Here is a 25,356-nt window from a genome sequence, read left to right as displayed (position 1 = left end):
CAGTTGGTTAGAATACCGGCCTGTCACGCCGGGGGTCGCGGGTTCGAGTCCCGTCCACTCCGCCACTTATATTAAGCTTCAGTCGAAAGACTGAGGCTTTTTTCGTTCTGGTTCCCCCGACTTACCTGAAACTCACTTTCATATTGAAACCTTGCATCTAGAGTTACACTACCCTCTTCACATGGTTTTAATATCGTCGTGAACGAGCTAGCATGTAACTCTGTGCCTTAGTCTTAGCCTTATTCCGATACCAAGTTCTAACCAAAGCTCCTTTTATTCGATATTAGAAAATCTAGTTATGTGACAGAGTTTAATTGTTTGAAGTGTCGCTTGTTTCTAATTTGAAAACAGGACGACTTTGAATACAAGTTTAGTCTCACTGAGATCAAGAGGGAGGGGGGCTACATTTCTGTTAAGGCTTTGATCTACCTGAATGCTAGCTCAGTTTTATCTTGGTGAGGTTGCTAACCTGTTTGGGTTCTGAACGCAATTACCCTAAATGCCTCTTTCTCATAAAAATACAAACTCGCTCATTGCTAAGTATTGTGGAAGTTTAGCTTTGATGTTTGCGAGGAGCCTATATTGCCAAGGTAAGAGAAGTGATACAGATGAAAATGGGTAAATTAAAAGGCTCGTCTATGAATACTATCTATCAGCAATAGTTAGTATCTATGAAAATGTAGCGTAGCGATTCTTCGTATATTTGATGGTATATCAAAGAATAAGGAGCCTTCGTCCTTGAAGGGGAGTCTGAAAATTAGTTATGAAAAAAGCAGCTAGGTAGCTGCTTTTTATTTATTAAGTTACGTGTCTTTAAGAGTCCACTGTCTCCGTATGTTCCGGAGTGGTTATTGCTTGGTTGTTCTCTTCCATCTTCTTCTCTTCTGCTTTTGCTTTTTCAATCATTGGAGTGATTGTTGAGCCTTGAATGAGGATAGAGAAAACAACGACGGAGTAGGTCATTACAAGAATAATCTCTTTTACATCGATTAACTTATCTTGAATCACCCAAATACCAGATGGAATGGAAAGTGCCATTGCCAATGCAAGGCCCCCGCGTAAGCCGCCCCACGTCAAAATACGTACTGACCACGGGTTATATTTTCTGTAACGCTTAAAGCTAATGTACGAGAGAAATACGCTTAAATAGCGAGCGGCTAGTACAAGAGGGACTGAAATAGCCATCATGATCCAGTCTTCTTTGTGGAATTCAAACAGCAGCATCGACATGCCGATCAGTAGGAATAACACGCCATTCAAGAACTCATCAACAAGCTCCCAAAAATGGTCAAGGTGATCTTCACTCTCTTTTGAAAAGCCAATAAAGCGTGTCCAGTTGCCAATCATAATACCGGATACAACCATTGCGAGTGGGCCTGATACATGGATGTATTCAGCAAATGCGTAACCTGCTGTTGGGACACCAATGGTAAGTAACAATTCCATTGAGTGATCATCGGTGGCACTGATCAAGTAGTGGAATAGCAAACCGAGGACGAAACCATATGTGATACCACCGATAGCTTCTTGGATGAAGAGTAAGGTGACACTACCTACAGTTGGTGCCTCAGTGCCAAATGCAATCGTAAATAGAGTGACGAAGATAACCAAACCGAAGCCATCATTGAAGAGCGATTCTCCTTCAATCTGAGTGGAGATACGTTTAGGAGCATCGAGTTTTTTCACAATAGCCAATACAGCGATTGGGTCAGTTGGCGATATTAGAGCACCAAATAGTAAGCAGTAGACCAAATCAAATTGGATGCCAATTAACTGACAAAACCCATACAGTGCAAATCCAATAAAGAACGTAGAAAACAGTGTAGCTCCAAGGGCTAAAACAGTGATCTCCCACTTTTGATCTTTAAGGTTCGGGAGTTTGATGCCTAGTCCACCAGCAAATAGTAAGAAGCCAAGAATGCCTTTGAGCAAGAAATCTTCGAAGTTAATCCTTGTGACCGTCTCCGTTGCAATTTCGGTGAGATGGAACCAGTTGTTTTGACCCGCAATTAAGATTAGAAGTGAAAGCACCATTGAACCTGCGGTAATCGCAATGGTGGTTTGCATCTTTCCTATCTTGCTGTTTACAAAAGCAATTAGCATCGCAGCTGCGGATAGAAAACATAAAGTATGATAGACCGACATAGAGCTCTCTATTTGTAACATTTTATGAATGGAATTCTCGGCTGATGCTGCTTAAATAGCAAACATTTTTTCGTGATTATTTTGTAAGTTAAGAAGGAGATAAAATAATCATTAATTCCACGTTTAGACGTCTAGACTCCTGAAGTTTGTGTGATAGGATGGAAAGATAACTAAAGGAATGAGGCTGTACTGTGGGAAGTAACGTAAGACAACAGATTGAAGCTCAATTGAAGCAACGTATTCTTTTGATTGATGGTGGTATGGGAACCATGATTCAGGGATACAAACTTGAAGAGCAAGACTATCGAGGAACGCGCTTTGCGGATTGGCATTGTGATCTAAAAGGTAACAACGACCTGTTGGTTCTAAGTCAGCCTCAACTTATCAAGGAAATTCACGCTGCATATTTAGAAGCGGGTGCAGATATTCTCGAAACCAACACGTTTAACGCAACAACCATTGCGATGGCTGACTACGAGATGGAAAGCCTAAGTGAAGAAATTAACTTTGCAGCTGCCAAGCTTGCACGTGAAGTTGCAGACGAATGGACCGAAAAAACACCCGATAAACCGCGTTATGTCGCAGGGGTTTTAGGGCCGACGAACCGCACTTGTTCTATCTCTCCTGATGTAAACGACCCTGGATATCGAAATGTTTCTTTCGACGAGTTAGTTGAGGCTTACTCTGAATCGACTCGAGCGCTGATTAAAGGTGGTTCTGATCTTATTCTTATCGAGACCATCTTCGATACTCTTAACGCTAAGGCTTGTTCATTTGCTGTTGAAAGTGTGTTTGAAGAGATGGGTATTGAGTTACCTGTGATGATCTCGGGGACTATTACTGATGCTTCCGGTAGAACATTATCCGGTCAAACCACAGAAGCGTTTTACAACTCATTACGTCATGTTAAACCGATTTCGTTTGGTTTGAACTGTGCACTTGGCCCGGATGAACTGCGTCCTTATGTTGAAGAGCTCTCGCGTATATCAGAATCTTTTGTTTCCGCTCACCCAAATGCTGGGCTTCCGAATGCATTCGGCGAATACGATTTGTCGCCAGAAGATATGGCTAAGCATGTTAAAGAGTGGGCTCAAAGTGGCTTTTTAAACTTGATTGGTGGGTGTTGTGGTACAACTCCTGAGCACATTCGCCAAATGGCACTCGCGGTTGAAAATATCGCCCCTCGTCAATTACCTGAACTTCCCGTTGCTTGTCGCTTGTCTGGCCTAGAGCCACTCGCTATTGATAAAGACTCTTTATTTATCAATGTCGGTGAGCGTACGAATGTAACCGGTTCTGCGCGTTTTAAGCGCTTGATTAAAGAAGAGCTGTACGATGAAGCGCTCGATGTGGCTCGTCAACAAGTTGAAAATGGCGCTCAAATTATCGATATCAACATGGATGAAGGCATGTTGGATGCACAAGCTTGTATGGTTCGCTTTTTAAACCTTTGTGCGTCAGAACCTGAAATCTCAAAAGTACCAATCATGGTTGACTCTTCCAAGTGGGAGGTTATTGAAGCCGGTCTTAAGTGCATCCAAGGCAAAGGCATTGTTAACTCGATCTCTCTCAAAGAAGGCAAAGAGAAATTCGTTGAACAAGCTAAGTTGATCCGCCGTTACGGTGCGGCTGTGATTGTGATGGCGTTTGATGAGATTGGGCAAGCAGATACACGTGAGCGCAAAGTAGAAATTTGTACCAACGCTTACCGAATTCTTGTTGATGAAGTGGGCTTTCCACCAGAAGACATCATTTTTGACCCAAACATTTTTGCCATTGCTACGGGGATCGAGGAGCATAATAACTACGCGGTGGATTTCATTGAAGCCGTTGGCGATATCAAACGTGATTTACCACATGCGATGATCTCGGGTGGTGTTTCTAACGTCTCATTCTCTTTCCGTGGCAATAACTATGTACGTGAAGCGATTCACGCGGTGTTCCTCTATCACTGTTTTAAAAATGGTATGGATATGGGGATTGTGAATGCGGGTCAGTTAGAAATCTACGATAACGTGCCTGAAAAATTGCGTGAGGCTGTGGAAGATGTCGTTCTTAACCGTCGTGATGACGCCACTGAGAGATTGTTAGATATCGCGGCGGAATATGCAGGCAAAGGGGTAGGTAAAGAGGAGGATGCCTCTGCACTTGAGTGGAGAACTTGGCCTGTTGAAAAGCGCTTAGAGCACGCGTTAGTGAAAGGAATAACTGAGTTCATCGTTGATGATACCGAAGAGGCTCGTGTCAACGCTTCAAAGCCATTAGAGGTGATTGAAGGCCCACTAATGGATGGGATGAACGTCGTCGGAGACTTGTTTGGTGAAGGTAAAATGTTCCTTCCTCAGGTCGTAAAATCTGCACGAGTGATGAAGCAAGCAGTCGCGCATCTGGAGCCCTACATCAATGCAGAAAAGCAGGTGGGACAAACAAACGGTAAGATTTTGCTAGCGACGGTCAAAGGTGATGTACATGATATCGGGAAAAATATCGTTGGCGTTGTATTGCAGTGCAATAACTACGAAATTATCGATCTTGGTGTCATGGTTCCTTGCGAAAAGATCTTAAAAGTAGCGCAAGAAGAGAACGTCGATATTATTGGTTTATCAGGGTTGATCACACCTTCATTAGACGAAATGGTGCATGTTGCAAAAGAGATGGAGCGTCTCGACTTTAACTTACCTCTTCTCATCGGTGGCGCAACAACGTCAAAAGCCCATACAGCAGTTAAGATTGAGCAAAATTACAAGCATCCAGTGGTTTACGTGAACAACGCCTCACGTGCAGTGGGCGTATGTACTTCTCTTCTGTCTGATGAACGTCGCCCTGAATTTGTTGAAAAACTTGAAGCTGATTACGAACGAGTACGTGATCAACATAATCGAAAGAAACCGAGAACCAAACCAGTGACATTAGAAGCTGCTCGAGCGAATAAAGTTGCTATCGATTGGGAAGCTTATACTCCTCCAGTGCCTGTTAAGCCTGGCATTCATATCTTCGATGATTTTGATGTGGCTATATTACGTCAATACATCGATTGGACACCATTCTTTATGACTTGGTCACTTGTGGGTAAGTATCCAACAATTTTCCAACATGAAGAAGTTGGTGAAGAAGCAAAACGTTTATTCGAAGATGCCAACGAGATACTTGATCGAGTTGAGCGAGAAGGCCTGTTAAAAGCGCGTGGAATGTGTGGCTTATTCCCTGCTGCGAGCGTGGGGGACGACATTGAAGTTTATGCTGATGAAACTCGTACCGACGTTGTGAAAGTATTACGTAACTTGCGACAACAGACCGAGAAACCAAAAGGATTCAACTATTGTTTATCCGACTACATCGCACCTAAAGAGTCGGGTAAGCATGATTGGATAGGGGCATTTGCTGTCACTGGTGGTATTGGTGAACGAGAGCTTGCTGATGAATACAAAGCACAGGGAGATGATTACAACGCAATTATGATTCAAGCGGTGGCGGATCGCCTAGCCGAAGCGTTTGCTGAGTATTTGCATGAGCGTGTCCGTAAAGAAATTTGGGGTTATGCTGCGGATGAAGATTTATCTAACGATGATCTCATTCGTGAAAAATACCAAGGTATTCGCCCTGCACCAGGTTATCCAGCGTGCCCTGAGCATACTGAAAAAGGACCGCTTTGGGAGCTACTTAATGTGGAAGAGAATATTGGCATGACTCTAACCTCCAGCTATGCAATGTATCCGGGCGCGTCAGTCTCTGGTTGGTATTTCTCTCATCCTGACTCACGTTACTTTGCGATCGCACAGATTCAAGAAGATCAGCTAGAGAGTTACGCCGATCGTAAGGGGTGGGATAGGATCGAGGCTGAAAAATGGTTAGGGCCAAACATTAACGGTTAAATTGATGTTTACCTCGTCCAAATGTAACAACTATTGAAACAACAAAGGGCTGCAGATACGCAGCCCTTTGTTTTATTGAGTTGAACTTACTTCTCAAACAACTCCGTGTGGAGTTTTTGTATGGCTTGTTTCGATACCGATTCATGGAGCAAGAAGCATAAGTTGTGAGGGCTAGCGCCATAACAAATCATGCGTAGGTTAAAATCTTCTAGCGTGCCAAAAACCTGTTTCGCGTAGCCTTTACTCTCACTCATGTTGTTACCAATGAGAGCAACGAGGCATAGGTCATGTTCAACTTCAACCTTACATAACTCTTCTAACTCTTCTCGTGCAGCTTGCGGCAGCTGCGGCGCGCCGCCGGATGTATCAGTTTGATCAAGTGTTAACGATACACTGATTTCAGATGTCGTGATCAAATCGACAGAGATCTTATGCTTTGCAAGGATCTCAAAGACCTTTGCTAAGAAACCGTATGCGTGGAACATATTGGCGCTGCGTAGCGTTACCATGGTTTGGTTACAACGCAAAGCTAGCGCACGGAATAACGGTGAGCTTTCGACTTGGTGGCGAATCCAAGTTCCCCCTTTTTCAGGCTCTTTCGATGACCCTACAAATACCGGAATGTCGTGGCGCAATGCAGGTACTAGCGTAGAAGGGTGAAGGATTTTAGCGCCAAAGTTAGCCATTTCTGAAGCTTCACTAAAGCTGATCTCAGGAATTGGTGAGGCTTTTGGTGCAATTCGCGGGTCTGTTGTGTAGATACCCGGAACATCAGTCCAGATTTCTAGCCCTGCCGCTTTAACGCTCTCAGCAATTAAGGCGGCGCTGTAATCGCTGCCCCCTCGACCTAATGTTGTTGTATTACCGGCTTCGTCAGATCCTATGAAGCCTTGAGTAACAACAACGGATTGTTGGCAAAGTGGTACGAGTTTATCTTGCGCAAGCGTCGAAATTGCTTCAATGTTTGGCTCCGCGCGACCAAAGTTGTCATCAGTACGCAGCACATCGCGGATATCAAAGCGCACTGCTTGAATGCCTCGCTCACACATTAACTGAGTTAGAATGTGCGTCGACATGAGTTCACCACATGCGACTAAATGATCGGTTAACTTCGCACTAGCTTGGATAGATGCAGCCTCGGCCAGGCTGGTTACGGTATCTAATATGCCATACACCTCGGCAGCAGTTTTCGTGCTGTCTTCGAGCTGAGTTAAAATGGCGTCATGAATGTTGGCCAGATTTTGCAGTAGCTCAGTACGGTGCGTTTGATCCTGAACACCGTTGGCGAGTTCTACCAATAGGTTGGTGACGCCAGAGCAAGCGCTGCTCACGACTAGGCGAGTATTTGGATTGTTTTCGATAATGGTGGCGCAACGACTCATTGCCTCAAAGTTTGCAACACTGGTTCCACCGAATTTAGCTACGTTAAATGCGCTCACTGCGTTCTCCCACGACTTCCTAAAAAATTGTACATCCAATGTTTAGTGAGAAAAGGAACAGAGCAAAAAGAGAGGTATTTAGAATGCTATTTGAAAAATTTACCCTCAGAAGCCCTTCATCAGACTGCGCTGATGACAGTTGATGGGATTCAGCCCAATTCAACCGACAAGTCAAATCCTGCAACTTTGACTTACCTCGGCACTACTCCCCCTCAATGATTGGTGTTGGAATTGCGGTTCCACAAATCATCTACCTGGGTAGCGCTCCTCTTCTACATAAAGCTCAAACATTGAACGGTTTTGAGGCCTTAATGTCAATCAATATTTCAACCTTTATGGTGTTTTTTATTAACGATTTTGTGACACTGGTTTGACCTCCATACTTACGGCTAATTGCTGATAGAGGAAAAATCTATTAGGGTGAAGAACCCTACACCTGAGCCATGTTATTGAATAGAACTTTTAGAATGCTCAGGATAAAAGATAATCAAGGAGCTGACATGTCGATCCAAAGCTTTATTCCACCTCACCGTATTTTAATGGGACCTGGTCCTTCTGATATTTATCCTCAAGTGTTACAAGCACTAAGCCGTCCTACTGTAGGTCACCTTGATCCTCTGTTTATCGGTATGATGGATGAGCTCAAGCAGCTATTGAAGTATGCCTTTCAAACTGACAATGAGTTCACTATTGCGGTTTCAGCGCCAGGTAGTGCAGGGATGGAAACCTGCTTTGTAAACTTGATCGAGAAAGGCGATAAAGTGATCGTCTGCCGTAATGGTGTATTTGGTGAACGCATGCGCGAAAATGTCGTCCGTGCTGGTGGTGAAGTTGTTATCGTCGATGATGAATGGGGGACGCCTGTTTCCATTGATAAAGTCGAGCAAGCACTCGAACAGCACCCAGATACAAAAATTCTTGCTTTTGTGCATGCGGAAACCTCAACTGGTGCAGTCAGTGATGCTCAAGCATTGGGTAAGCTGGCGAAACAGCATAATGCATTATCTATTGTTGATGCGGTGACATCGCTTGGTGGTGTGCCGTTAAAAGTGGATGAATGGCAACTGGATGCGGTTTACTCTGGTAGTCAAAAATGTTTGTCATGTGTACCTGGGCTCTCACCAGTGACGTTTTCTCCTGCCGCGATTGAAAAGATTCAAGCAAGAACAACACCAGTACAGAGTTGGTTCCTCGATCAGAGTTTAGTTTTGGGGTATTGGAGTGGAGAAGGCAAGCGTAGTTACCATCATACGGCGCCAGTTAATAGCTTGTATGCGCTTCATGAAGCTTTATTGATACTGAAAAATGAAGGATTAGAAAACGCTTGGGCTCGTCACCAACTGATGCATGAAAAACTCAAAAGTGGCTTACAAAAGTTAGGCTTTGAATTTGTTGTGGACGAAGCCCATCGGTTGCCACAATTAAATGCGATTTACGTGCCTGAAGGAATTGATGAAGCAAAAGTTCGTGCTCACTTGCTAGAAACCTATAACCTAGAAATTGGTGCAGGCCTTGGGGCATTAGCTGGTAAAGCGTGGCGTATTGGCTTAATGGGTTACGGCGCTCGATCTGAAAACGTTGCGCTGTGCTTAAAAGCGTTAGAAGAGTCACTCACTGAATAAAATCATACAGCAATGAGATAAAGAAAAGCGAAGGTCATCCCTTCGCTTTTTGGTATTTATTACTCAGCTCCTGAAGTGGGGGCTGGTGAGGCAGAGATTTCTTGAGAAGGTGGTTGGTAATTGACGTCACTGAAATCAATCTTCGGGAACAAAAACTGCGCTTCAGCTCTAATTTGCTCCGCTTTACTTGAGTCATCTAAGCCTTGGTAGGCCAAAATCAAATTATTATAAAATGCAGGGCGAGGCTTATCTTTGATGATTTTTAGCGACCAATCGATATAAGGCTTGATCAAGGTTGCGTCTTGTTGGTACAGCCCAAGGTTTAAAAACGTGCTATAGACATCCCAATCAAATCTGTCTTTCCAAACTACAGGGTTACTGACTTGATTCAGAATATCAGGGTTAGTTGGTCTAGTGGTCTCAAACTTCGTCAATACATAGTTCGTATGTAATGCGCTTACCATGTAAAACGTAAACGCCACGGGAAGTACCAAACTAAAAACACGCAGCAAGCTTTTGGTTACATTACTAAAGCCGACTTGTCGATAACGAGAGACGCGCTGATCGACCCAGTACAGTAGGATAACGAAGATCAACCAATGCACGAGAGAGTGGTAGAAAGGGTATTCCAGTTGTGAGTGCAATACGATAGGTATAAACAAGGCCAGCAACGCAAGACGAGTTCCGCGTTTGGCTTGATAGATTCGATACAGTACCAGTGCCATCGCTAAGAAGATGCCGATTATTGGCAGCAAGCCACCTTCTACTCCCCAGTAAAGTAGCTCATTATGCGGATGATCCATGGCTGGCAAACCTGCTGGGTAATTCTCATTTAGGGCATGTTGACGAGCCGTATACAGCATGTACTCAGATTCAAACTTGCCATATCCATAACCAGTAAAAGGCTTTTCAATCACCATGTCTAATGTTTGCGGAAAAGTATACGCTCGAGGAGACTCCATATTTACTTTTTCTGCGGCTAACCCACCTCCATCAGGAAAGGCAAGATGCATGACAACGACTGAGAGTAAGAGCCCACTTACAAGTGACACAACCCAGCGGATAAAGCGCCCTTTGGTTGCAAAGCGGTACATGTATGGAATGACCAACAACACGGCGATGACCGAGGCTAACCAACCAGTGCGTGAAGCCAACGCCACAATTAGTGGTAAAGTTAAAACTGGTACGGCATAGAGAAGGTAAACATCGCTTAACTTACGATCGTATTTGTAGGGCTGACGTGCAAGTAAATAGCTGGCAATCACCAACCCTGTCGCAAGAAAACTGGCCATTACATTGGGCTGTTGGAAAATACCATAAGGACGATTGGCCACCGTGTCGTAACCAAACGGATTGCCTGGTTTGAGATACAGATATTGTGTCAAACCAAAAATGGCTTCGATAACAACCGCAAGGACAATGAACCATAATAGGCGTTGGCGATGTTTATTACTGAAATGAAATTGTTGTAAAACAATAAAGAACAGGACACCACACCACAGGCCTATGAGCTTATTGGCTGCCAAGCTGCTATTCGCATTTGGGTACAGAATGGGCACTGTCATGATAAGAGCACTAATGAACAAGCCGATGGTTAGTTTTGAGTAACGTAGCACTCGATTATTCGCTAGTTGGTAACACCCAATGCCTAATGCAAAGCTAAAAGCAATCCAAGTTGTCGCATTGAACGAAAGCGAAAGCCCCGAACCGCCGGGGTTGGGCATGAAAAAGTGCATTGCCAACACAAATAGTGTTGCCAAGGCAATGAGAAACTTGCGATTGAGGGGAACCTGTACTTTTTCGGGAGAAAGCTTTGTTCCACTTACATGTATAGTAGCCATAGTTATTGCGTTGTTTTGAATGAAAAAAGACCAGCACTTGCTGGTCTCGATACTTTACCTGTTTTTTCTACTTCAACATAGGCTTGAGGAAGTGAGCTGTGTGCGAACCCTCGATTTGCGACACATCTTCCGGAGTGCCTTGAGCGATTATCTCGCCGCCACCTTGACCCCCTTCAGGACCAAGATCGATAATCCAGTCCGCAGTCTTAATGACGTCCAGGTTATGCTCGATCACCACGACAGTATTTCCGTGGTCGCGAAGTCTGTGCAGTACAGTGAGCAACTGCTGGATATCATGGAAGTGCAAGCCGGTTGTTGGTTCATCCAAAATGTACAAGGTTTTTCCTGTATCACGTTTGGATAGCTCTCGCGCCAGTTTCACACGCTGTGCTTCACCACCGGAGAGTGTTGTTGCCGCTTGACCCAATCGTATGTACGACAAACCCACATCCATCAGTGTTTGTAGTTTGCGAGCGATGGCTGGAACTGGATCGAAGAAGGTGCGTGCATCTTCGACCGTCATTTCTAGCACTTCATCAATAGTTTTACCTTTGTAACGTACTTCGAGCGTTTCACGGTTGTAGCGTTTACCTTTACACACATCACATGGCACATAAACATCTGGTAGGAAGTGCATTTCTACTTTGATAACACCGTCACCCTGACAGGCCTCACAACGACCACCGCGTACGTTAAAACTAAAACGGCCCGGCTTGTAACCGCGAGAACGCGACTCCTGTGTGCCTGCAAACAGTTCACGGATTGGTGTAAAGATCCCCGTATAGGTTGCAGGGTTAGAGCGAGGTGTACGGCCTATTGGGCTTTGATCGATATCGATGACTTTATCGAAGTGCTCTAGACCTTTAATCGATTTATAAGGTGAAGGCTGAGCCGTTGTCGCTCCGTTAAGTTGGGTATGCGCAATTTTAAAGAAAGTATCATTAATCAGCGTTGATTTACCTGAGCCAGATACCCCTGTAATACAGCTGAATAACCCAACAGGAATTGAAAGGTTAACGTTTTTAAGGTTATTACCTGTTGCGCCTAATAGCTCAACCGTTTTTTTCGGATCTCGCGGCGCGCGATCTTTCGGTACTGTGATTTCTTTAACACCACTTAAGTACTGACCTGTCAGAGAATTCGGATTCGCGACTATCTCTTCCATGGTGCCTTCCGCAACAACATTACCACCATGTACGCCAGCACCAGGACCAATATCTATGACATGATCAGCACAGCGAATCGCATCTTCATCGTGTTCTACCACAAGTACGGTGTTACCTAAATCGCGCAAATGAGTGAGCGTTTTTAATAAGCGTTCATTATCACGCTGGTGGAGACCAATCGACGGTTCGTCCAGAACATACATCACACCAACAAGACCCGCCCCAATTTGGCTTGCTAAACGAATACGTTGAGCTTCACCGCCTGATAAGGTTTCTGCACTGCGTGATAAGTTTAGGTAGTTCAAACCGACGTTAACTAAGAATTGCAGGCGGTCGTTGATTTCCTTCATCACTTTTTCAGCGATTTGGGCGCGTTGACCTTCCAGTTTCAAGGAATGGAAGAATTCCAATGCATCAGCAATGCTGAGTTCAACAATCTCAGGTAGTGTCGTATCAGCAATAAACACGTTACGTGCTTCAAGGCGTAGACGAGTACCGCCACAGCTTGAACAAGATTTAGTGGAGATGTATTTTGCAAGCTCTTCACGGACAGAGTTGGATTCTGTATCACGATAGCGACGTTCTAGGGTATTCAGAATACCTTCGAATGGATGGCGTTTAACGCGAATATCGCCACGATCGTTGATGTATTTAAACTCAATCTCAGTACGACCTGAGCCCTTTAGAATGACATCTTGCGTTTTCTTTGGCAGAGAATTAAAAGGGGCATGGAGGTCAAAACCATAATGATCGGCCAATGAGGTGAGCATTTGGAAGTAGTAGTAGTTCTTTTGATCCCAACCGCGAATCGCACCTTGTGCCAAGCTTAATGAATCATCTTGAATGACTCGGCTTGGATCGAAGTATTGTTGAACACCCAAGCCATCACAAGTGCCACATGCACCAGCAGGATTGTTGAATGAGAAAAGTCGCGGCTCTAACTCTTGCATGCTGTAACCACATTGTGGACAAGCGAAGTTGGCGGAGAAAATAATCTCTTCACCGTCGCCATCCATTGGCGCGACAACCGCAATTCCGCCTGATAATTCGAGCGTGGTCTCGAAAGATTCGGCCAAGCGCTGTTGTAAGTCTGGACGAACTTTAAAGCGGTCTACCACGACTTCAATGGTGTGCTTTTTATGTAGCTCAAGGGTTGGAGGATCGGAAAGATCGCAAGTTTCTCCATCAATACGCGCACGAATAAAGCCTTGAGCCGCTAAGTTCTCAAGCGTTTTAACATGCTCACCTTTACGTTCTTTGACAATAGGCGCCAATAGCATCATTTTGCTGCCTTCCGGCATCTCTAGGACTTTGTCCACCATTTGGCTGATGGTTTGCGCAGCAAGAGGGGCATGGTGCGTTGGACAGCGGGGTTCGCCCACACGAGCATACAATAGACGTAAGTAGTCGTAGACTTCGGTAATTGTACCGACGGTTGAACGCGGGTTATGAGAAGTAGATTTCTGTTCAATAGAAATCGCAGGTGATAACCCTTCAATGTGGTCGACATCGGGTTTTTCCATCAGAGACAAAAACTGACGAGCGTAGGCAGAGAGAGACTCTACGTAGCGTCGTTGGCCTTCTGCATACAATGTATCGAAAGCTAGAGAGGATTTACCGGAGCCACTTAGTCCAGTAATGACAATCAGTTTATCGCGAGGGATTGTAAGATTAATGTCTTTAAGGTTATGGGTTCGGGCACCGCGAACTTCTATTTTATCCATCGTTTTTGCTCTATGTATAACCAAGTGGGGCAAGTATTACATAGTGTGAGAAATGTGCAAAGAAAATTACTGGATAAAAAAACAGTAAAGTAAAAAGCCCAGCGTTGTGCTGGGCTTTCGATACAGTAATTTCGTACTACGACGATGCTTTATACAGCTTTTTGTGTTGCGTGCTTACCTAGCTCAGAGGTTTTTTCATCTTTTAGATACAGGTTTTCAAAACAATAGTTAGTTGCTTCGATGTAACCTTCAACGCTACCACAGTCAAAGCGTTTGCCCTTGAATTTGTAAGCCAATACACAGCCCGCTTTTGCTTGTTTTAGCAGCGCGTCAGTGATTTGAATTTCACCACCTTTACCAGGTTCAGTGTTTTCAATCAGTTCAAAAATATCGGGAGTCAGGATGTAGCGGCCAATGATAGCAAGGTTGCTAGGCGCCGTGCCTTTCTCTGGTTTTTCTACCATGTCGTCTACGCGATAGATGTCGTCTTTGATCATTTCACCAGAGATAACGCCGTATTTGTGTGTTTCTTCGGCTGGTACTTCTTGCACTGCAACGATAGAACAGCGGAACTGCTTAAATAGTGCCACCATCTGAGCCAGTACGCCCTCTTGCTCGTTCACACAAAGGTCATCAGCAAGAACAACAGCAAATGGCTCATCACCTACCAATTCTCGTCCAGTTAGAATCGCGTGGCCCAAGCCTTTCATTTCGCGTTGACGTATATAAGTGAAGTTTGCAGATTCAATGATTTCACGGATATCTACCAACAGCTCTTCTTTGTTGGTACCGCTAATCTGATGTTCCAGTTCGTAGTTCTTATCAAAGTGGTCCATGATCGAGTGCTTGCCACGACCTGTCACAATACACATGCCGTTCATACCAGCTTGGATTGCTTCTTCGACACCGTATTCAATAAGCGGTTTGTTCACGACTGGCATCATCTCTTTTGGCATAGATTTCGTTGCCGGTAGGAAGCGTGTGCCATAGCCTGCAGCAGGGAACAGACATTTTTTTATCATTGGGGGAATATCCTATCTCGTTTTTATCAAGAATCTGCGCATAACTTTAACACGAGAGGTATCAATGAATCATGAATAAAGTAGGAAAAAATGTGAGACTCGGTGCGGAAAAAAGATGAGCGACTCGTCATTTCAGTTATCAGAGCCGCTCACATTGCATCATGACATTAAGTTTTGGTCTGCCCAGGCGATTGCCTGTACTCGGTTCTTTACGGATAGCTTTTTGAATATCTGATACAAGTGCGATTTGATGGTGAATTCACTGACGAATAACTCCTCGGCCATCTGACTGTTCGAGGCGCCAGCTTGTAGGCAACGCAGTACTTGTAGCTCACGAATGGTTAGGTCTACCGTAGCTGGTGCAGTATGAGTATTAATGACATTGCGGTAATAGTGTAAAAGTTGACTGGTTACATTACGCGGCAGCCAGTTTTGACCGTTAACAATGCCTTTTAACCCTTCTCCAATTTGCTCTAGCGTATCTTCAGAATAAAACACACCTTTTAATTGACCAAATGAAAGAAGTTCATCTGTGGTTAGTCTTTTAGGCACGTTGAAGACAACGGTTTCAAAGTTTTTCCATACAAGAGGCAAGTTTTTGATCGATTGAACAAGTGATTTATGTTCACTGAAGTCGATCAGTAGAATTTTATTACGGTGTTGTGGCTTGGCTTCCATGAGTGCTGCGGTTGAAATCACCGGGATGCTCATATCAACGTACTTTTCGAGTGCCGCCACTTTTTTTTGCGCATTATCTTCCATACTGATCAGAAATAGCTTTCTTGCGTAAGCCGACTTTCTCACGTGTTCCAATCTCCCTGGGTTCAATAGAAGCCATAAACTGGCATTAAAGAGAGGCCATAACCATCGCTTTACTGAATAAATGCGTTCGAATTCAAAGCTTCACGAAACGATGTCTGCAACGCGAATCAAAAATGCTACACACGTAAGTTGAAATACGATTTGGGTTCTAGAGGATGACTCAATAGATCACAATGGTATTAGACTTTAATCAAAACATTAAAGCGTGCTATTCTAATGCGCTAAAATTTTATATATCCAGAGTGAAACGGAGCACATCATGGCCAGCCGTGGAATTAACAAAGTTATTTTGGTGGGGAATCTAGGTAACGACCCTGAAATTCGTTACATGCCGAATGGCGGTGCAGTAGCAAACATTACTATTGCGACTTCTGATTCATGGCGTGATAAAGCGACTGGCGAACAGCGCGAAAAAACGGAATGGCACCGTGTTGTGTTGTTCGGCAAACTTGCGGAAGTAGCAGGTGAGTACTTGCGTAAAGGCTCTCAAGTTTACATTGAAGGGCAACTGCAAACTCGCAAATGGCAAGATCAAAGTGGTCAAGATCGCTACTCAACTGAAGTCGTTGTTCAAGGCTTCAATGGTGTTATGCAAATGCTTGGCGGTCGTGCTCAAGGTGGCGGTGCACCTATGGGCGGTCAACAGCAGCAACAAGGTGGATGGGGTCAGCCTCAACAGCCAGCTCAGCAGCAGTACAATGCGCCTCAGCAACAGCAACCACAACAACAGGCTCCGCAGCAATCACAGCAGCAGTACAATGAGCCACCAATGGATTTTGACGACGATATCCCGTTCTAGATTACGCATAAATTAAAATCGTAAAGAAAAGCGGTAAAGTTACAGCGCAAGATACTATAACCCAGCAGAAATGCTGGGTTTTTTTATTTTTACACTTTTAAAAATAGTAATTATATGCTTATATGGTTTTTACGTATATGGAAAGTGTAAAAATAAAGGTGTCATGGCTACGTACAGTATTGAAACACTGGTTTTTGAAAATGGGGAACGTTATCCGATTTTGATGGGCGAGGATGCGATGCCCCACTTTCATGTGACACTGTGGGTGACTTCCAAGTTACGATCGGTCGGCAAAGCGGAAAACACCATTTCAAATAAGATTTATCATGTGAAGTGGTTTTTAGGTTGGCAGGAAAAAGAGCAGCGAGACCTGTATGCCGAGTTTCAAGAGGGTAAGTTTCTTGGCGAGAACGATATCGAGAGTATTAAATCTTATCTCGCTTTGGATATTCAACACTTAAAAGGTGTTAAAAGAAAAGTTAATAAAGGTAGAAATAAAGTCGTCAGTATGACTGACGTACCTAAATTAATTGATGTAATGCCTTCTGTTGGTCGTGACCATCACTATAACCGCATGACATCTGTTATCGAATATTTAATCTTCCTTGCCAAGTTAGCTGTCAGCCGCACAGCCAACAAAAAGCTCAACCGCTCTATTAATGAAATGGAGAAGCAATTTAAGGCAGCTCGTCCTAAAGGAAAGGGCAAAAATGTCCTAGACAAAGAAAACAGTAAGACTATTCCTGATGATTTAGTTAAAGAGTTCATGGCAGTAGCACAGTATGATAATCCTAAGAATCCTTTCAAACATGAAGATGTCCGCCTTCGTAACCACTTAATGTTTCACTTGATGAAAAAGCATGGTATTCGACGTGGTGAAATGCTTTCTCTAATGCTGACAGATATGACACTGCATGGTGACAAAAAGTCTATTTGGGTTAGGCGGACACATGATGACAAGCATGACTCACGCACTAAGCAGCCTGTAGCCAAGACAAAAGAAAGGATGCTGCGGATCAGTAATGAGACAGCCGAACTGCTTAGTCGCTACATTACTGAGTGCCGCGCCAAAACCCCCAATGCCAATAAGCATCCCTACCTTTTTGTTACACATCGCAAATGCTCAACACAGGGGCAGCCAGTCTCTGAGTCTACATTTGACAACACCATCGTACCAACGATGAAGGCTGTCGATGCAAGGTTTGAAGTTATTCATCCACATTACTTTAGGCACAACTGGAATGAGGGGTTCTCAGAAAAAATCGATAAAAACAACGAATTGGCCGCACTGGGTGTGAAGGGGCATGAACACATAGATAGTGGCAAGGAGGCTAAAATGCGCAAGCATCAGATGGGGCACTCCAGTGAAAAATCGGGGAATGTTTACAATCAGCGCCATGTCACTAGAAAAGCCAATGAAGTATCTCTTATGGAACAAGAAGAGCTACAAAGGAAGGCTGACGAAGCCAAAAAAGAATTAGAAAAGAACGGAGATAATGATGAGTAACCTTGCGTTGGAGGGTACAGCTAAAACAGCTTTACCTAGTCTGAAATCCCCCCTAAAAACCTCTCGGGATAGATATAGCTTTGATATTAATTCCGACACGTGGGTCTTGAACAAAGACGTGACAATTAGTTTTCAGCGCGAAGTGTTATCACTAGAACCGGAAGTCCATGAGGGGTTTAGGAAGTCACTGGCACGGTATGCGGAAGAGCTTTCCGCTAGTCACACATTAAACATGTATCTACGATTTCAGCGCATGGTACGTGATACAGGGTGCAAGTCCATAGATGAGCATGTTGTCCGTAACTGGCGAGCCATGCTTGACGATGAGCACGAATGGTATTTAGGGTCGCTTCGTGGCTTTTTAATTAGCTGGTACGACTATGGCTACAGTGGTATTAGCAGCCAAGTGGTACGGGTGTTGGAGGGAATGAGATTAGCTGGCAACAAAAAAGGGGGAGCTATTGCCAATCGATGCCCGTATACAGGCGGATTGACTCAAAATGAGCAAGTAGCAGTCGCAAATGAGCTGATTCGGTTGTTTTCTAAAGACAGAATCTCTTTACCTTGCTATAGCTACCTATCGCTTCTTCAAGCCACCGCAAGGCGATCAGTTCAATTACGCCAGTTGAAGGCGGTAGATCTTTTAAAAGAGCGCGATTCAGAAACAAAAGCTGTTAATTACTACCTAAACATTCCTCGGTCTAAGCAGCGAGGTATTGGCTTTCGGGGAGCGTTTAAGAAGCTCGCTATCACGGAAGAACTTTACTTAACCCTTCTTAATTTGATTGAACAAGAGCAAGACAAATTAAGCAAGTTGTATGGAGGAGAGTTAACAGAAAGGCAAAAGGAATTAACGCCATTGTTCATTGATTGGTCGACGACTGAAGATATTCTCAGACAAGTACTCAATGAAAATACGGATATTGGGGCGTTAGACGGGCTTCTATCTACGGATGTTATGCATATATCTACAGCCCAGATGCGCGACGATTTCATGCGAAGGGTTCGCCTTTTAAACGAAGCCATCAGTGAGCGCACTGGTGATATTATACAACTTTCTGCACGACGCTTCCGCCGAACCCGAGGCACTAACTTAGGTCGCAAAGGAGTAAGTGAATATATCATTGCTGAAGCACTCGACCAATCAGATACCCAAAATGTCAAGGTGTATGTAGAAAATACCGCTGACACAGTGACTTATATCGACAAGGCTATTGGTAAACAATTGGCTCCTTTTGCTAAGGCTTTCAAGGGAGAGATAATAGAGACGGTTGCTGATGGAGAACGTGGTAATGATCCATCAGCATGCATTCCAAACACAGATAATGAAGTTGTTGGTGCTTGTGGCACTAATGATTTCTGTGTGAAAGGCTATGAATCCTGTTACCTTTGCGAAAAATTTCGTCCCCTTCTTGATGCTCCACATGAGAAGTTTCTAGATGGCCTCTACGCAGAGAAAGAGGCGCGGTTGAAAGCGACTAAAAGCGAACAATATGCCTCGACCAAGGATACGCTAATTCTTGCTGTGGAATGGGTGGTGCAAGCATGTGCGGAGATGAAAGAATCTAAAGAGGCTAGTTTATGACAGGTAACATTATTCGGTTTATGCCAAAAGATGAACTCACAGGGAAGCAAAACCTCAACGAGTTCATTGTTAGTTGTCGTACCCATTTGACTGCGTTTGGTAATGATAACTGGCAGGAAAACAAATGGGTGACCTTTAAGGGTAAGAGCAAGGTTGTAGTACGCTTCTCTACTAACCTAAAGCCATCAAATTCATACCACTACGAGCCTCTTGCTGCTCCATTTTTGGATTTTGCTAAAGCATATATAAAGAACTTGTACACGGACAAACCTATAGTTAATTTGCAACGTCACATGGAAGCTATCCGTATTCTTGAAGAGGCATTGGTTCTGGCTACGGGTAAAGCTGATATTTTGTTACTTGATGGCACTGTGTTAGAGCGGATGGATGAGGTTTTTCATCGTCAACTCTCTGATGCAGAAGCAAGAAACAAAGTAGGCTATCAAATGGAGTTGATGCTTAATTTTTGTCGGAGTCAACTTATCACACCGAGTTTGCCAGAGTGGTATAACCCATACAGTAAGGTTAAAAATCTAACAATTGCGCTTGATGATAAAGGTCAGGAGTATCGCTCGGAAAAGCTGCCAACCACCGAGGAGATGATGCTTGTCGCTGAGGTTTTCCGTAAAGCACCGCAACTGGGTGTTGAAGCGGAATACTTTACTGCTCTTTACGCACTGTTGATGACTGCTCCCTCCCGAGGCTCAGAGCAAACGACATTGCCTGTAGATTGCTTGGTGTGGGAAGAAGATCGTGCAGGTGACCAAAAACTTGGTATTCGCTGGGTGCCAGCCAAAAAGGGGAAAGAGGGTATTAAGTGGGTGCCAACTGTGATGCAAGACACTGTGGTGGAGGCGGTTGAACGCCTCAAGCGCATCAGTGCCCCAGCCCGTAAGGCTGCCAAGTTTGCCGAGGAGCATCCTGAGAAGTTTATGGTACACGCTGGTTGTATCACGCCAGAAGGTTTTTCTGATTCTGAGCCACTTTCTATCGAACAGTTTAATGCTGCAATATCAACAAATTACGAAAAGTTTATGAATGCGGCTCCAACGCCAAAGTGGTTGATAAAACTACTCACGGATAATGACGGTTCCATTTCTTACAACGTACTGGGAAAGCATGAGTATGAAAAATATATTAAGAAGTTTCCGAAATGGCCTTACATAGATAAAGATAAGTGCGTCAAGGCTTCAGAATCATTGTTATTGCACCGTGAAAATGAATTTCATGCAGAATTTAATCCTCGGGGTTTCTCGTTCTGTATTCCCACTGTCAATCACGTTAATGATCGCTTTGTGCAGAAGGAGTCTAAAGGTGATCGTACCCTTTGGGTTAAACATGGGTTTAACCTGAAAAATGGACAACCTATTGAATTGAATACACATAAAGCACGTCATTGGTTAAGCACTATGGCTGAAAGTGGGGGTATGGATGAGTTGACCTTAGCCAATTGGGCAGGACGTGCAAAAGTGGGTGACAATCGTAAATACGACCATCGGACGGAAGAAGAAAAAGCCGAACAAGTTGCAGGTTTGATGATCTCCGAAGATGTTGATGTGCTAGAAAAAATTAAGCGTAGGCTTCCCGTAACCTTTGAGGATATTGGTAAAAACTTGGCAGGTTCTGCCATTGTCACTGAGCTAGGTGTTTGCGAGCACGATTATGCAATGTCACCATGTCAACGCAATGGTGATTGTGAAACCTGTAAGGAAATGGTGTGCATCAAAGGGTTAAGTGATTCTTTATTGCTACTTAAAAAGAGGGAAAAGGAAGTAGGGAAGCAGTTAGAAAAAACAATGAAAGATCATGAAATGGGGGTGTTTGGTTCCGATCGTTGGGTAAGTAGTCAGGGGTGGCGATTAGCCCATATCCGAACCAAAATCCGTATTTTAGAAGATGAAAATACACCTGATGGCACTGCGGTTCGAATTCCTGATGAGTATGACCCTTCTCCTGTGAAGGAAGTATTGATGAGTAAGGGATTAAATACGGAAATTGTGTTACCGGATGAACTAGGAATGGCAGATGATGTATTTGAATTAATGGAGCTATAACGATGCCTAAGGTAGTTATTACAAGTAAAAACATGCCTGAAGTCCTGCATCGAATTGAAACATGGACTGGTAAGCTAACTTGGCCTCTCTTATGTGAAGAGATTATGGTGCAACTTCAGATTGATGGCGTAACCCGCCAAACTCTGTCTGGTTATAAGGAAATTCAGAAAGCATTTACTAAACGAAAGGAGTATTTGCGTGAAAACCCTAATCCTGAAACTCCTCCAATGGACAGTAATATTGAGTATTTGCAAAATCAAGTGATGAGCTTAGAGGCAGAGCTAAAACAAGCTAAGGAAACCATTGAACGTTACAAGCAGCGTTTCATATTGTGGCAGTTCAATGCATACAAGCACGGAGTGCGTATGGATTCACTGGACGATGCTTTTGAGATGCTTGAAAAGCCGCTGACAGAAATTAAACGAAGGACTGGAGGGGCGTAGTGGCTACAGAAAAAGGCACCAATGGAGCTGCGAAAGCTAAGGAAACAGTTAAGACGTTCAAAGCGGTAATGTTGGGGCAACGTGATGAGTTCTATATTCAAATGATTTATCGCGGTCAGTTGAATAGAAAAGAGATTTCTAAGCTATGTGATTGCACTACGTCGGCATTGCGCCAGAATCCCGCCCTAAAAGAGCTACTTGAGACCCTTGAGGATGGCTTGAGGGATAAGGGAGTACTGCCTCCACTATCGGCGGCAGGAAAAGCAAAAAAGCAAAACTCAGGCTCAAAACTTTATGACTCGTCTGGCAAACAAGGCTCAGTGGATGCTGTCAGGATAATGCAGCTTGAGCAGCAGGTTGCCGAGTTGCAGGCTCAGGTTGAAGAACTCAGCAGGTACGAAGAAATGGCGAAGGTTGTAGCGGAGATGGGGCTTATTCCACGATGAAAACAAAGCCAACGAATCGCCCATTGGAAACTGAGGCGTTCCGAGTCACCAGTATTTACCGGAACAGCAGTCGTTATTGCTTCCTCAATGGTATGCCTATCGATGTGGATGAAGGTAGCAAAAACGTCAAAGTCAAAGATGCCACCTACCGTGTGAGTGTGGGTGTTAATTTCGATGAATTGCCCGTGGAGCCTTCCGTTGGTCAGCATTGGAAAGTGACAGGCGTTAAGGACATCAAGAATGTGGATGTGGGTGATTACACCATTCTTGAGCATACATACAGCAACGCAGTTCTTGAATGCTCAATGCCCACCACATCAGAAGCCTTTGTTGCCTTCATTGCCGCTCAGAAGGATTTTAAGGGGATTGGGGAGAAAAAGGCTAGAACATTATGGTTTCGGTTTCAGCATGGGCTTTACGAGCTTCTGGAGGATGATAATGAGGATAACCGGAAGCAACTAGCTGAAGAACTCACCGAAAATGCCATTAACTGCCTTTACGCAGGGTATGAGAAATATGCCAACCTAAAGTCTGCTAATTGGATGTCAAAGCATGATATACCATTTGCTGTGCAGCAAAATTTGTTTAAGTACCATGGCAAAAAAACCATGGATGCCATTAAGAGCGACCCATACAGGCTGATGACATTTGGTTTGTCATTCGACGCAGCCGATGAACTTGCCAAGGACAAGTTTTTTGTCCTACCAATGGATGAGCGCCGTTTGGTTGCGGCGGTTGAAACCAGCCTGCAAAAAGAGGTTGGTAAAGGCCATACCTGCATCGATAGGCCAACGCTCCGAAAAAGGCTCAATGAGGTGCTGGATGACATCCAATTAGTGGACTTGGCGTTAAAAATGGGGGCAGATAAAACCCGTTTTGCCTTTAACTCAGAAATCAATACATACCATCCGACAGGTCAGCTAATGATGGAAGCTGTGGTTGCTATGCGCCTTGCATCCCTAGCAAAAAATGATGACCTGTACGATGAGGCAGTGAACAAAGCATTTGTAGAGGCTAAGTCAGAGCTTCCATATGACCTGACATCCAAGCAGTGCGAAGCGGTGATGAAAGCCCTGAACAACGGTGCGGCGTGCATTACGGGCGGAGCGGGCACGGGAAAAACCACGGTACTTCGCACAGCCTTGAAGAGTTTTACTTTGCTGGGCTACACGATACATGCCATGGCGCTGAGTGGTCGTGCAGCCATGCGTATGCATGAATCTATTGGCTCTGAAACCAAGACAATTGCTGCTTTTTTGCGGGGGAAAGTGGTTTCAGGTGAAAAACAGCTACTGGTAATTGATGAAGCGTCCATGGTGGACTTGCCTTTGATGTACCAGATCATTACGCACATCACCCCTGAAGTGCGCATCTTGCTTGTAGGCGATCCAAACCAGCTTCCGCCAATTGGTTCCGGGAGGATATTGGCCGATGTTATTGCAAGTGGCGTCATTGCCAATACAACGCTAGATATTGTTAAGAGACAGGAAGGCTCATCTGGCATCCCTGAGTATTCAAACCTGATTAATCAGGGGGTTGTGCCGCCTGAGCTGTCAGTTGGGATGATCACATTCCATGAGGCCAGTCATCGTAGTGAGATTGCAGAAACTTGTCGTGATTTGTTTGAGGAGTCACCTGATAACAGTAGGGTTATGGCACCCACCAAGAAGTTGGTGGAGAGGATTAATGAGGAAATACAGTGGGCTATTAACAAGGATGGTGAGCCAATCAAATTTGGGTTTGAAGAATGGCATACTCAAGTTAGACAAGGTGATCAGGTGCTTTTTACCAAAAACGACTACAACCACGATGTGCAGAATGGCTTGCTAGGTGTGCTAACTAGCGTTGAAAAGACTGCGCTAACAACCGAGAACGGGTCAGAAGAGTACATGGGAGTAATCACGGTCGATGTTGATCGGTCTGTATTTGTGGACATGGATATCATCGACCAAGTGACACTTGGTTATGCCATGAGCTTACACCGTGGGCAGGGATCTCAGTTCCCTAGGGTAATCATTGCTCTGGATAAGGCTCGAAACCTTGATAGAGCTTGGCTCTATACCGCTGTTACTCGTGCGGAAGTGGAGGTTCACATTGTTGGTAGAAAAGATGTGCTTGAAAAGGCTATAACCAATCCGTCCCATACAAGTTTGCGAAATACTTATCTGCCTTCGCTAATTCGGAAATATCGCGATCAGATAATACGTGGGATCGCGAGTAGCGTAGCTACATCAAGCGATTGCTTTTGATTGTCGCGAATCGAGCGAAGCATGTTTTTGGGCAGAAGTGAGTTAGTCCGTAGCACTAACTTACTTTGACGGCGGTGAAAAGTATCGTGAAAGCTTCAAAGTCCTTTAACCATAAGTTAGCCCATCAAATAGTTCATTGAAAACACCGGAATATACTGTTGTTATTCCTAGCATGTCCAAAATAAACATTATTTCAAAAAGCATCATTGCTGATGGGATAATATATGGAACAAAGTACATGATATAAGATTTTATATATAAGAATAAACGCTTGACTCCTGTGATATTAAAATCGGCTGATGATTCAAGTACAGCAAACAGATGATCTACTCGTGAATGATTCTCTGGTTCAGCAGAAATAAAGTGATATTTTTTATGGTAAGATTCAAGATCTAAGCTCACTCCGCTACTTTTAGACTCTGAAATTTCTGTTCGTAGTGTTCGTATCAATTCTTTTATGTTTACACCACAGTTATCCAAAGCTTCAGCCCTAAGGTCGTACTTTGCAGTTGCATTCACCACTGAGTAAACTAGCACTGCAACTGGGCTTTGTTGCGTAATTCAGACGAGAAACCAAACCTCCTAAAGTTGACCGACTTTTATACAATATACTGAGTTTC

At 44.1% G+C, this 25,356-nt stretch carries 16 protein-coding genes and 1 riboswitch; of the genes, 9 read left to right on the top strand and 7 right to left on the bottom strand.

From position 1 onward, the window contains the following. Positions 1 to 813 precede the first annotated feature (813 nt). A complete protein-coding gene (locus tag R7041_RS17575) occupies positions 814 to 2,145 on the bottom strand; it encodes a cation:proton antiporter (RefSeq protein ID WP_064368808.1) in 1,332 nt (443 codons plus the stop codon). A gap of 191 nt (positions 2,146 to 2,336) precedes the next feature. Here R7041_RS17575 and metH point away from each other — a divergent pair, with 191 nt between their 5' ends. Beyond that, entirely contained in the window at positions 2,337 to 6,017 is a 3,681-nt protein-coding gene (metH, locus tag R7041_RS17570; protein WP_064368807.1) for a methionine synthase, read from the top strand. A gap of 86 nt (positions 6,018 to 6,103) precedes the next feature. Here metH and lysC read toward each other — a convergent pair whose 3' ends face one another. Beyond that, positions 6,104 to 7,456, bottom strand: a complete 1,353-nt coding sequence (gene lysC, locus R7041_RS17565) for a lysine-sensitive aspartokinase 3 (RefSeq protein ID WP_017821324.1) — start codon at positions 7,454 to 7,456, stop codon at positions 6,104 to 6,106. Between the two features lie 101 nt (positions 7,457 to 7,557). Beyond that, positions 7,558 to 7,736: riboswitch (Lysine riboswitch) on the bottom strand. Between the two features lie 220 nt (positions 7,737 to 7,956). Here lysC and R7041_RS17560 point away from each other — a divergent pair. Beyond that, entirely contained in the window at positions 7,957 to 9,078 is a 1,122-nt protein-coding gene (locus R7041_RS17560) for a pyridoxal-phosphate-dependent aminotransferase family protein (RefSeq protein WP_064368806.1), read from the top strand. Positions 9,079 to 9,137: 59 nt separating this feature from the next. On the opposite strand, the gene R7041_RS17555 is transcribed toward R7041_RS17560, so the two are convergent. The 4 genes from R7041_RS17555 to R7041_RS17540 form a co-directional block, all read right to left on the bottom strand. Next, positions 9,138 to 10,919: a PglL family O-oligosaccharyltransferase gene (locus R7041_RS17555; protein ID WP_064368805.1), complete on the bottom strand. Its 1,782-nt coding sequence runs from the start codon at positions 10,917 to 10,919 to the stop codon at positions 9,138 to 9,140. Between the two features lie 67 nt (positions 10,920 to 10,986). Next, positions 10,987 to 13,809 (bottom strand): excinuclease ABC subunit UvrA, encoded by a 2,823-nt coding sequence (gene uvrA, locus R7041_RS17550; protein ID WP_064368804.1) that lies wholly within the window; start codon positions 13,807 to 13,809, stop codon positions 10,987 to 10,989. A gap of 149 nt (positions 13,810 to 13,958) precedes the next feature. Further along, positions 13,959 to 14,831 carry a UTP--glucose-1-phosphate uridylyltransferase GalU gene (gene galU / locus R7041_RS17545; RefSeq protein WP_005381239.1) on the bottom strand — a complete coding sequence of 291 codons (873 nt, stop codon included), beginning with the start codon at positions 14,829 to 14,831 and terminating at the stop codon, positions 13,959 to 13,961. Between the two features lie 159 nt (positions 14,832 to 14,990). Next, on the bottom strand, positions 14,991 to 15,635 hold the full coding sequence (locus R7041_RS17540) for a LuxR C-terminal-related transcriptional regulator (RefSeq protein ID WP_005381237.1): 645 nt from the start codon (positions 15,633 to 15,635) through the stop codon (positions 14,991 to 14,993). Between the two features lie 277 nt (positions 15,636 to 15,912). Here R7041_RS17540 and R7041_RS17535 point away from each other — a divergent pair, with 277 nt between their 5' ends. The 7 genes from R7041_RS17535 to R7041_RS17505 all read left to right on the top strand — a co-directional run bounded on the left by R7041_RS17535 (position 15,913) and on the right by R7041_RS17505 (position 24,736). Continuing rightward, on the top strand, positions 15,913 to 16,452 hold the full coding sequence (locus R7041_RS17535) for a single-stranded DNA-binding protein (RefSeq protein ID WP_005381235.1): 540 nt from the start codon (positions 15,913 to 15,915) through the stop codon (positions 16,450 to 16,452). 163 nt (positions 16,453 to 16,615) lie between these two features. After that, positions 16,616 to 17,959 (top strand): site-specific integrase, encoded by a 1,344-nt coding sequence (locus R7041_RS17530; RefSeq protein WP_258512611.1) that lies wholly within the window; start codon positions 16,616 to 16,618, stop codon positions 17,957 to 17,959. Continuing rightward, entirely contained in the window at positions 17,949 to 19,544 is a 1,596-nt protein-coding gene (locus R7041_RS17525; RefSeq protein WP_258512613.1) for a site-specific integrase, read from the top strand. The genes R7041_RS17530 and R7041_RS17525 overlap by 11 nt, the downstream gene beginning before the upstream one ends. Further along, entirely contained in the window at positions 19,541 to 21,598 is a 2,058-nt protein-coding gene (locus R7041_RS17520; RefSeq protein ID WP_258512614.1) for an integrase, read from the top strand. The genes R7041_RS17525 and R7041_RS17520 overlap by 4 nt, the downstream gene beginning before the upstream one ends. Positions 21,599 to 21,600: 2 nt before the next feature. After that, entirely contained in the window at positions 21,601 to 22,041 is a 441-nt protein-coding gene (locus tag R7041_RS17515; protein ID WP_258512616.1) for a hypothetical protein, read from the top strand. After that, complete coding sequence (locus tag R7041_RS17510) at positions 22,041 to 22,487, top strand: VPA1267 family protein (RefSeq protein ID WP_258512618.1); 447 nt, start codon at positions 22,041 to 22,043, stop codon at positions 22,485 to 22,487. The genes R7041_RS17515 and R7041_RS17510 overlap by 1 nt, the downstream gene beginning before the upstream one ends. Further along, a complete protein-coding gene (locus R7041_RS17505; protein WP_258512619.1) occupies positions 22,484 to 24,736 on the top strand; it encodes an ATP-dependent RecD-like DNA helicase in 2,253 nt (750 codons plus the stop codon). The genes R7041_RS17510 and R7041_RS17505 overlap by 4 nt, the downstream gene beginning before the upstream one ends. Positions 24,737 to 24,841: 105 nt before the next feature. On the opposite strand, the gene R7041_RS17500 is transcribed toward R7041_RS17505, so the two are convergent. Continuing rightward, entirely contained in the window at positions 24,842 to 25,273 is a 432-nt protein-coding gene (locus R7041_RS17500) for an SLATT domain-containing protein (RefSeq protein ID WP_318114921.1), read from the bottom strand. Between the last annotated feature and the right edge of the window lie 83 nt (positions 25,274 to 25,356).

The sequence above is a fragment of the Vibrio sp. 1751 genome, assembly GCF_033339895.1.
In the GTDB taxonomy this organism is placed as follows: Bacteria; Pseudomonadota; Gammaproteobacteria; order Enterobacterales; family Vibrionaceae; genus Vibrio; species Vibrio alginolyticus.
The sequence above is the reverse complement of the archived record's forward strand: the minus strand, read 5'-3'. Positions and strand labels throughout refer to the sequence as shown.

What these genes read in the sequence shown, in the direction of transcription:
- R7041_RS17575 (WP_064368808.1), bottom strand. Translation starts at nt 2,145, where the DNA reads ATGTCGGTCTATCATACTTTATGTTTTCTATCCGCAGCTGCGATGCTA.
- R7041_RS17560 (WP_064368806.1), top strand. Translation starts at nt 7,957, where the DNA reads ATGTCGATCCAAAGCTTTATTCCACCTCACCGTATTTTAATGGGACCT.
- R7041_RS17555 (WP_064368805.1), bottom strand. Translation starts at nt 10,919, where the DNA reads ATGGCTACTATACATGTAAGTGGAACAAAGCTTTCTCCCGAAAAAGTA.
- uvrA (WP_064368804.1), bottom strand. Translation starts at nt 13,809, where the DNA reads ATGGATAAAATAGAAGTTCGCGGTGCCCGAACCCATAACCTTAAAGAC.
- galU (WP_005381239.1), bottom strand. Translation starts at nt 14,831, where the DNA reads ATGATAAAAAAATGTCTGTTCCCTGCTGCAGGCTATGGCACACGCTTC.
- R7041_RS17535 (WP_005381235.1), top strand. Translation starts at nt 15,913, where the DNA reads ATGGCCAGCCGTGGAATTAACAAAGTTATTTTGGTGGGGAATCTAGGT.
- R7041_RS17530 (WP_258512611.1), top strand. Translation starts at nt 16,616, where the DNA reads ATGGCTACGTACAGTATTGAAACACTGGTTTTTGAAAATGGGGAACGT.
- R7041_RS17525 (WP_258512613.1), top strand. Translation starts at nt 17,949, where the DNA reads ATGATGAGTAACCTTGCGTTGGAGGGTACAGCTAAAACAGCTTTACCT.
- R7041_RS17520 (WP_258512614.1), top strand. Translation starts at nt 19,541, where the DNA reads ATGACAGGTAACATTATTCGGTTTATGCCAAAAGATGAACTCACAGGG.
- R7041_RS17515 (WP_258512616.1), top strand. Translation starts at nt 21,601, where the DNA reads ATGCCTAAGGTAGTTATTACAAGTAAAAACATGCCTGAAGTCCTGCAT.
- R7041_RS17505 (WP_258512619.1), top strand. Translation starts at nt 22,484, where the DNA reads ATGAAAACAAAGCCAACGAATCGCCCATTGGAAACTGAGGCGTTCCGA.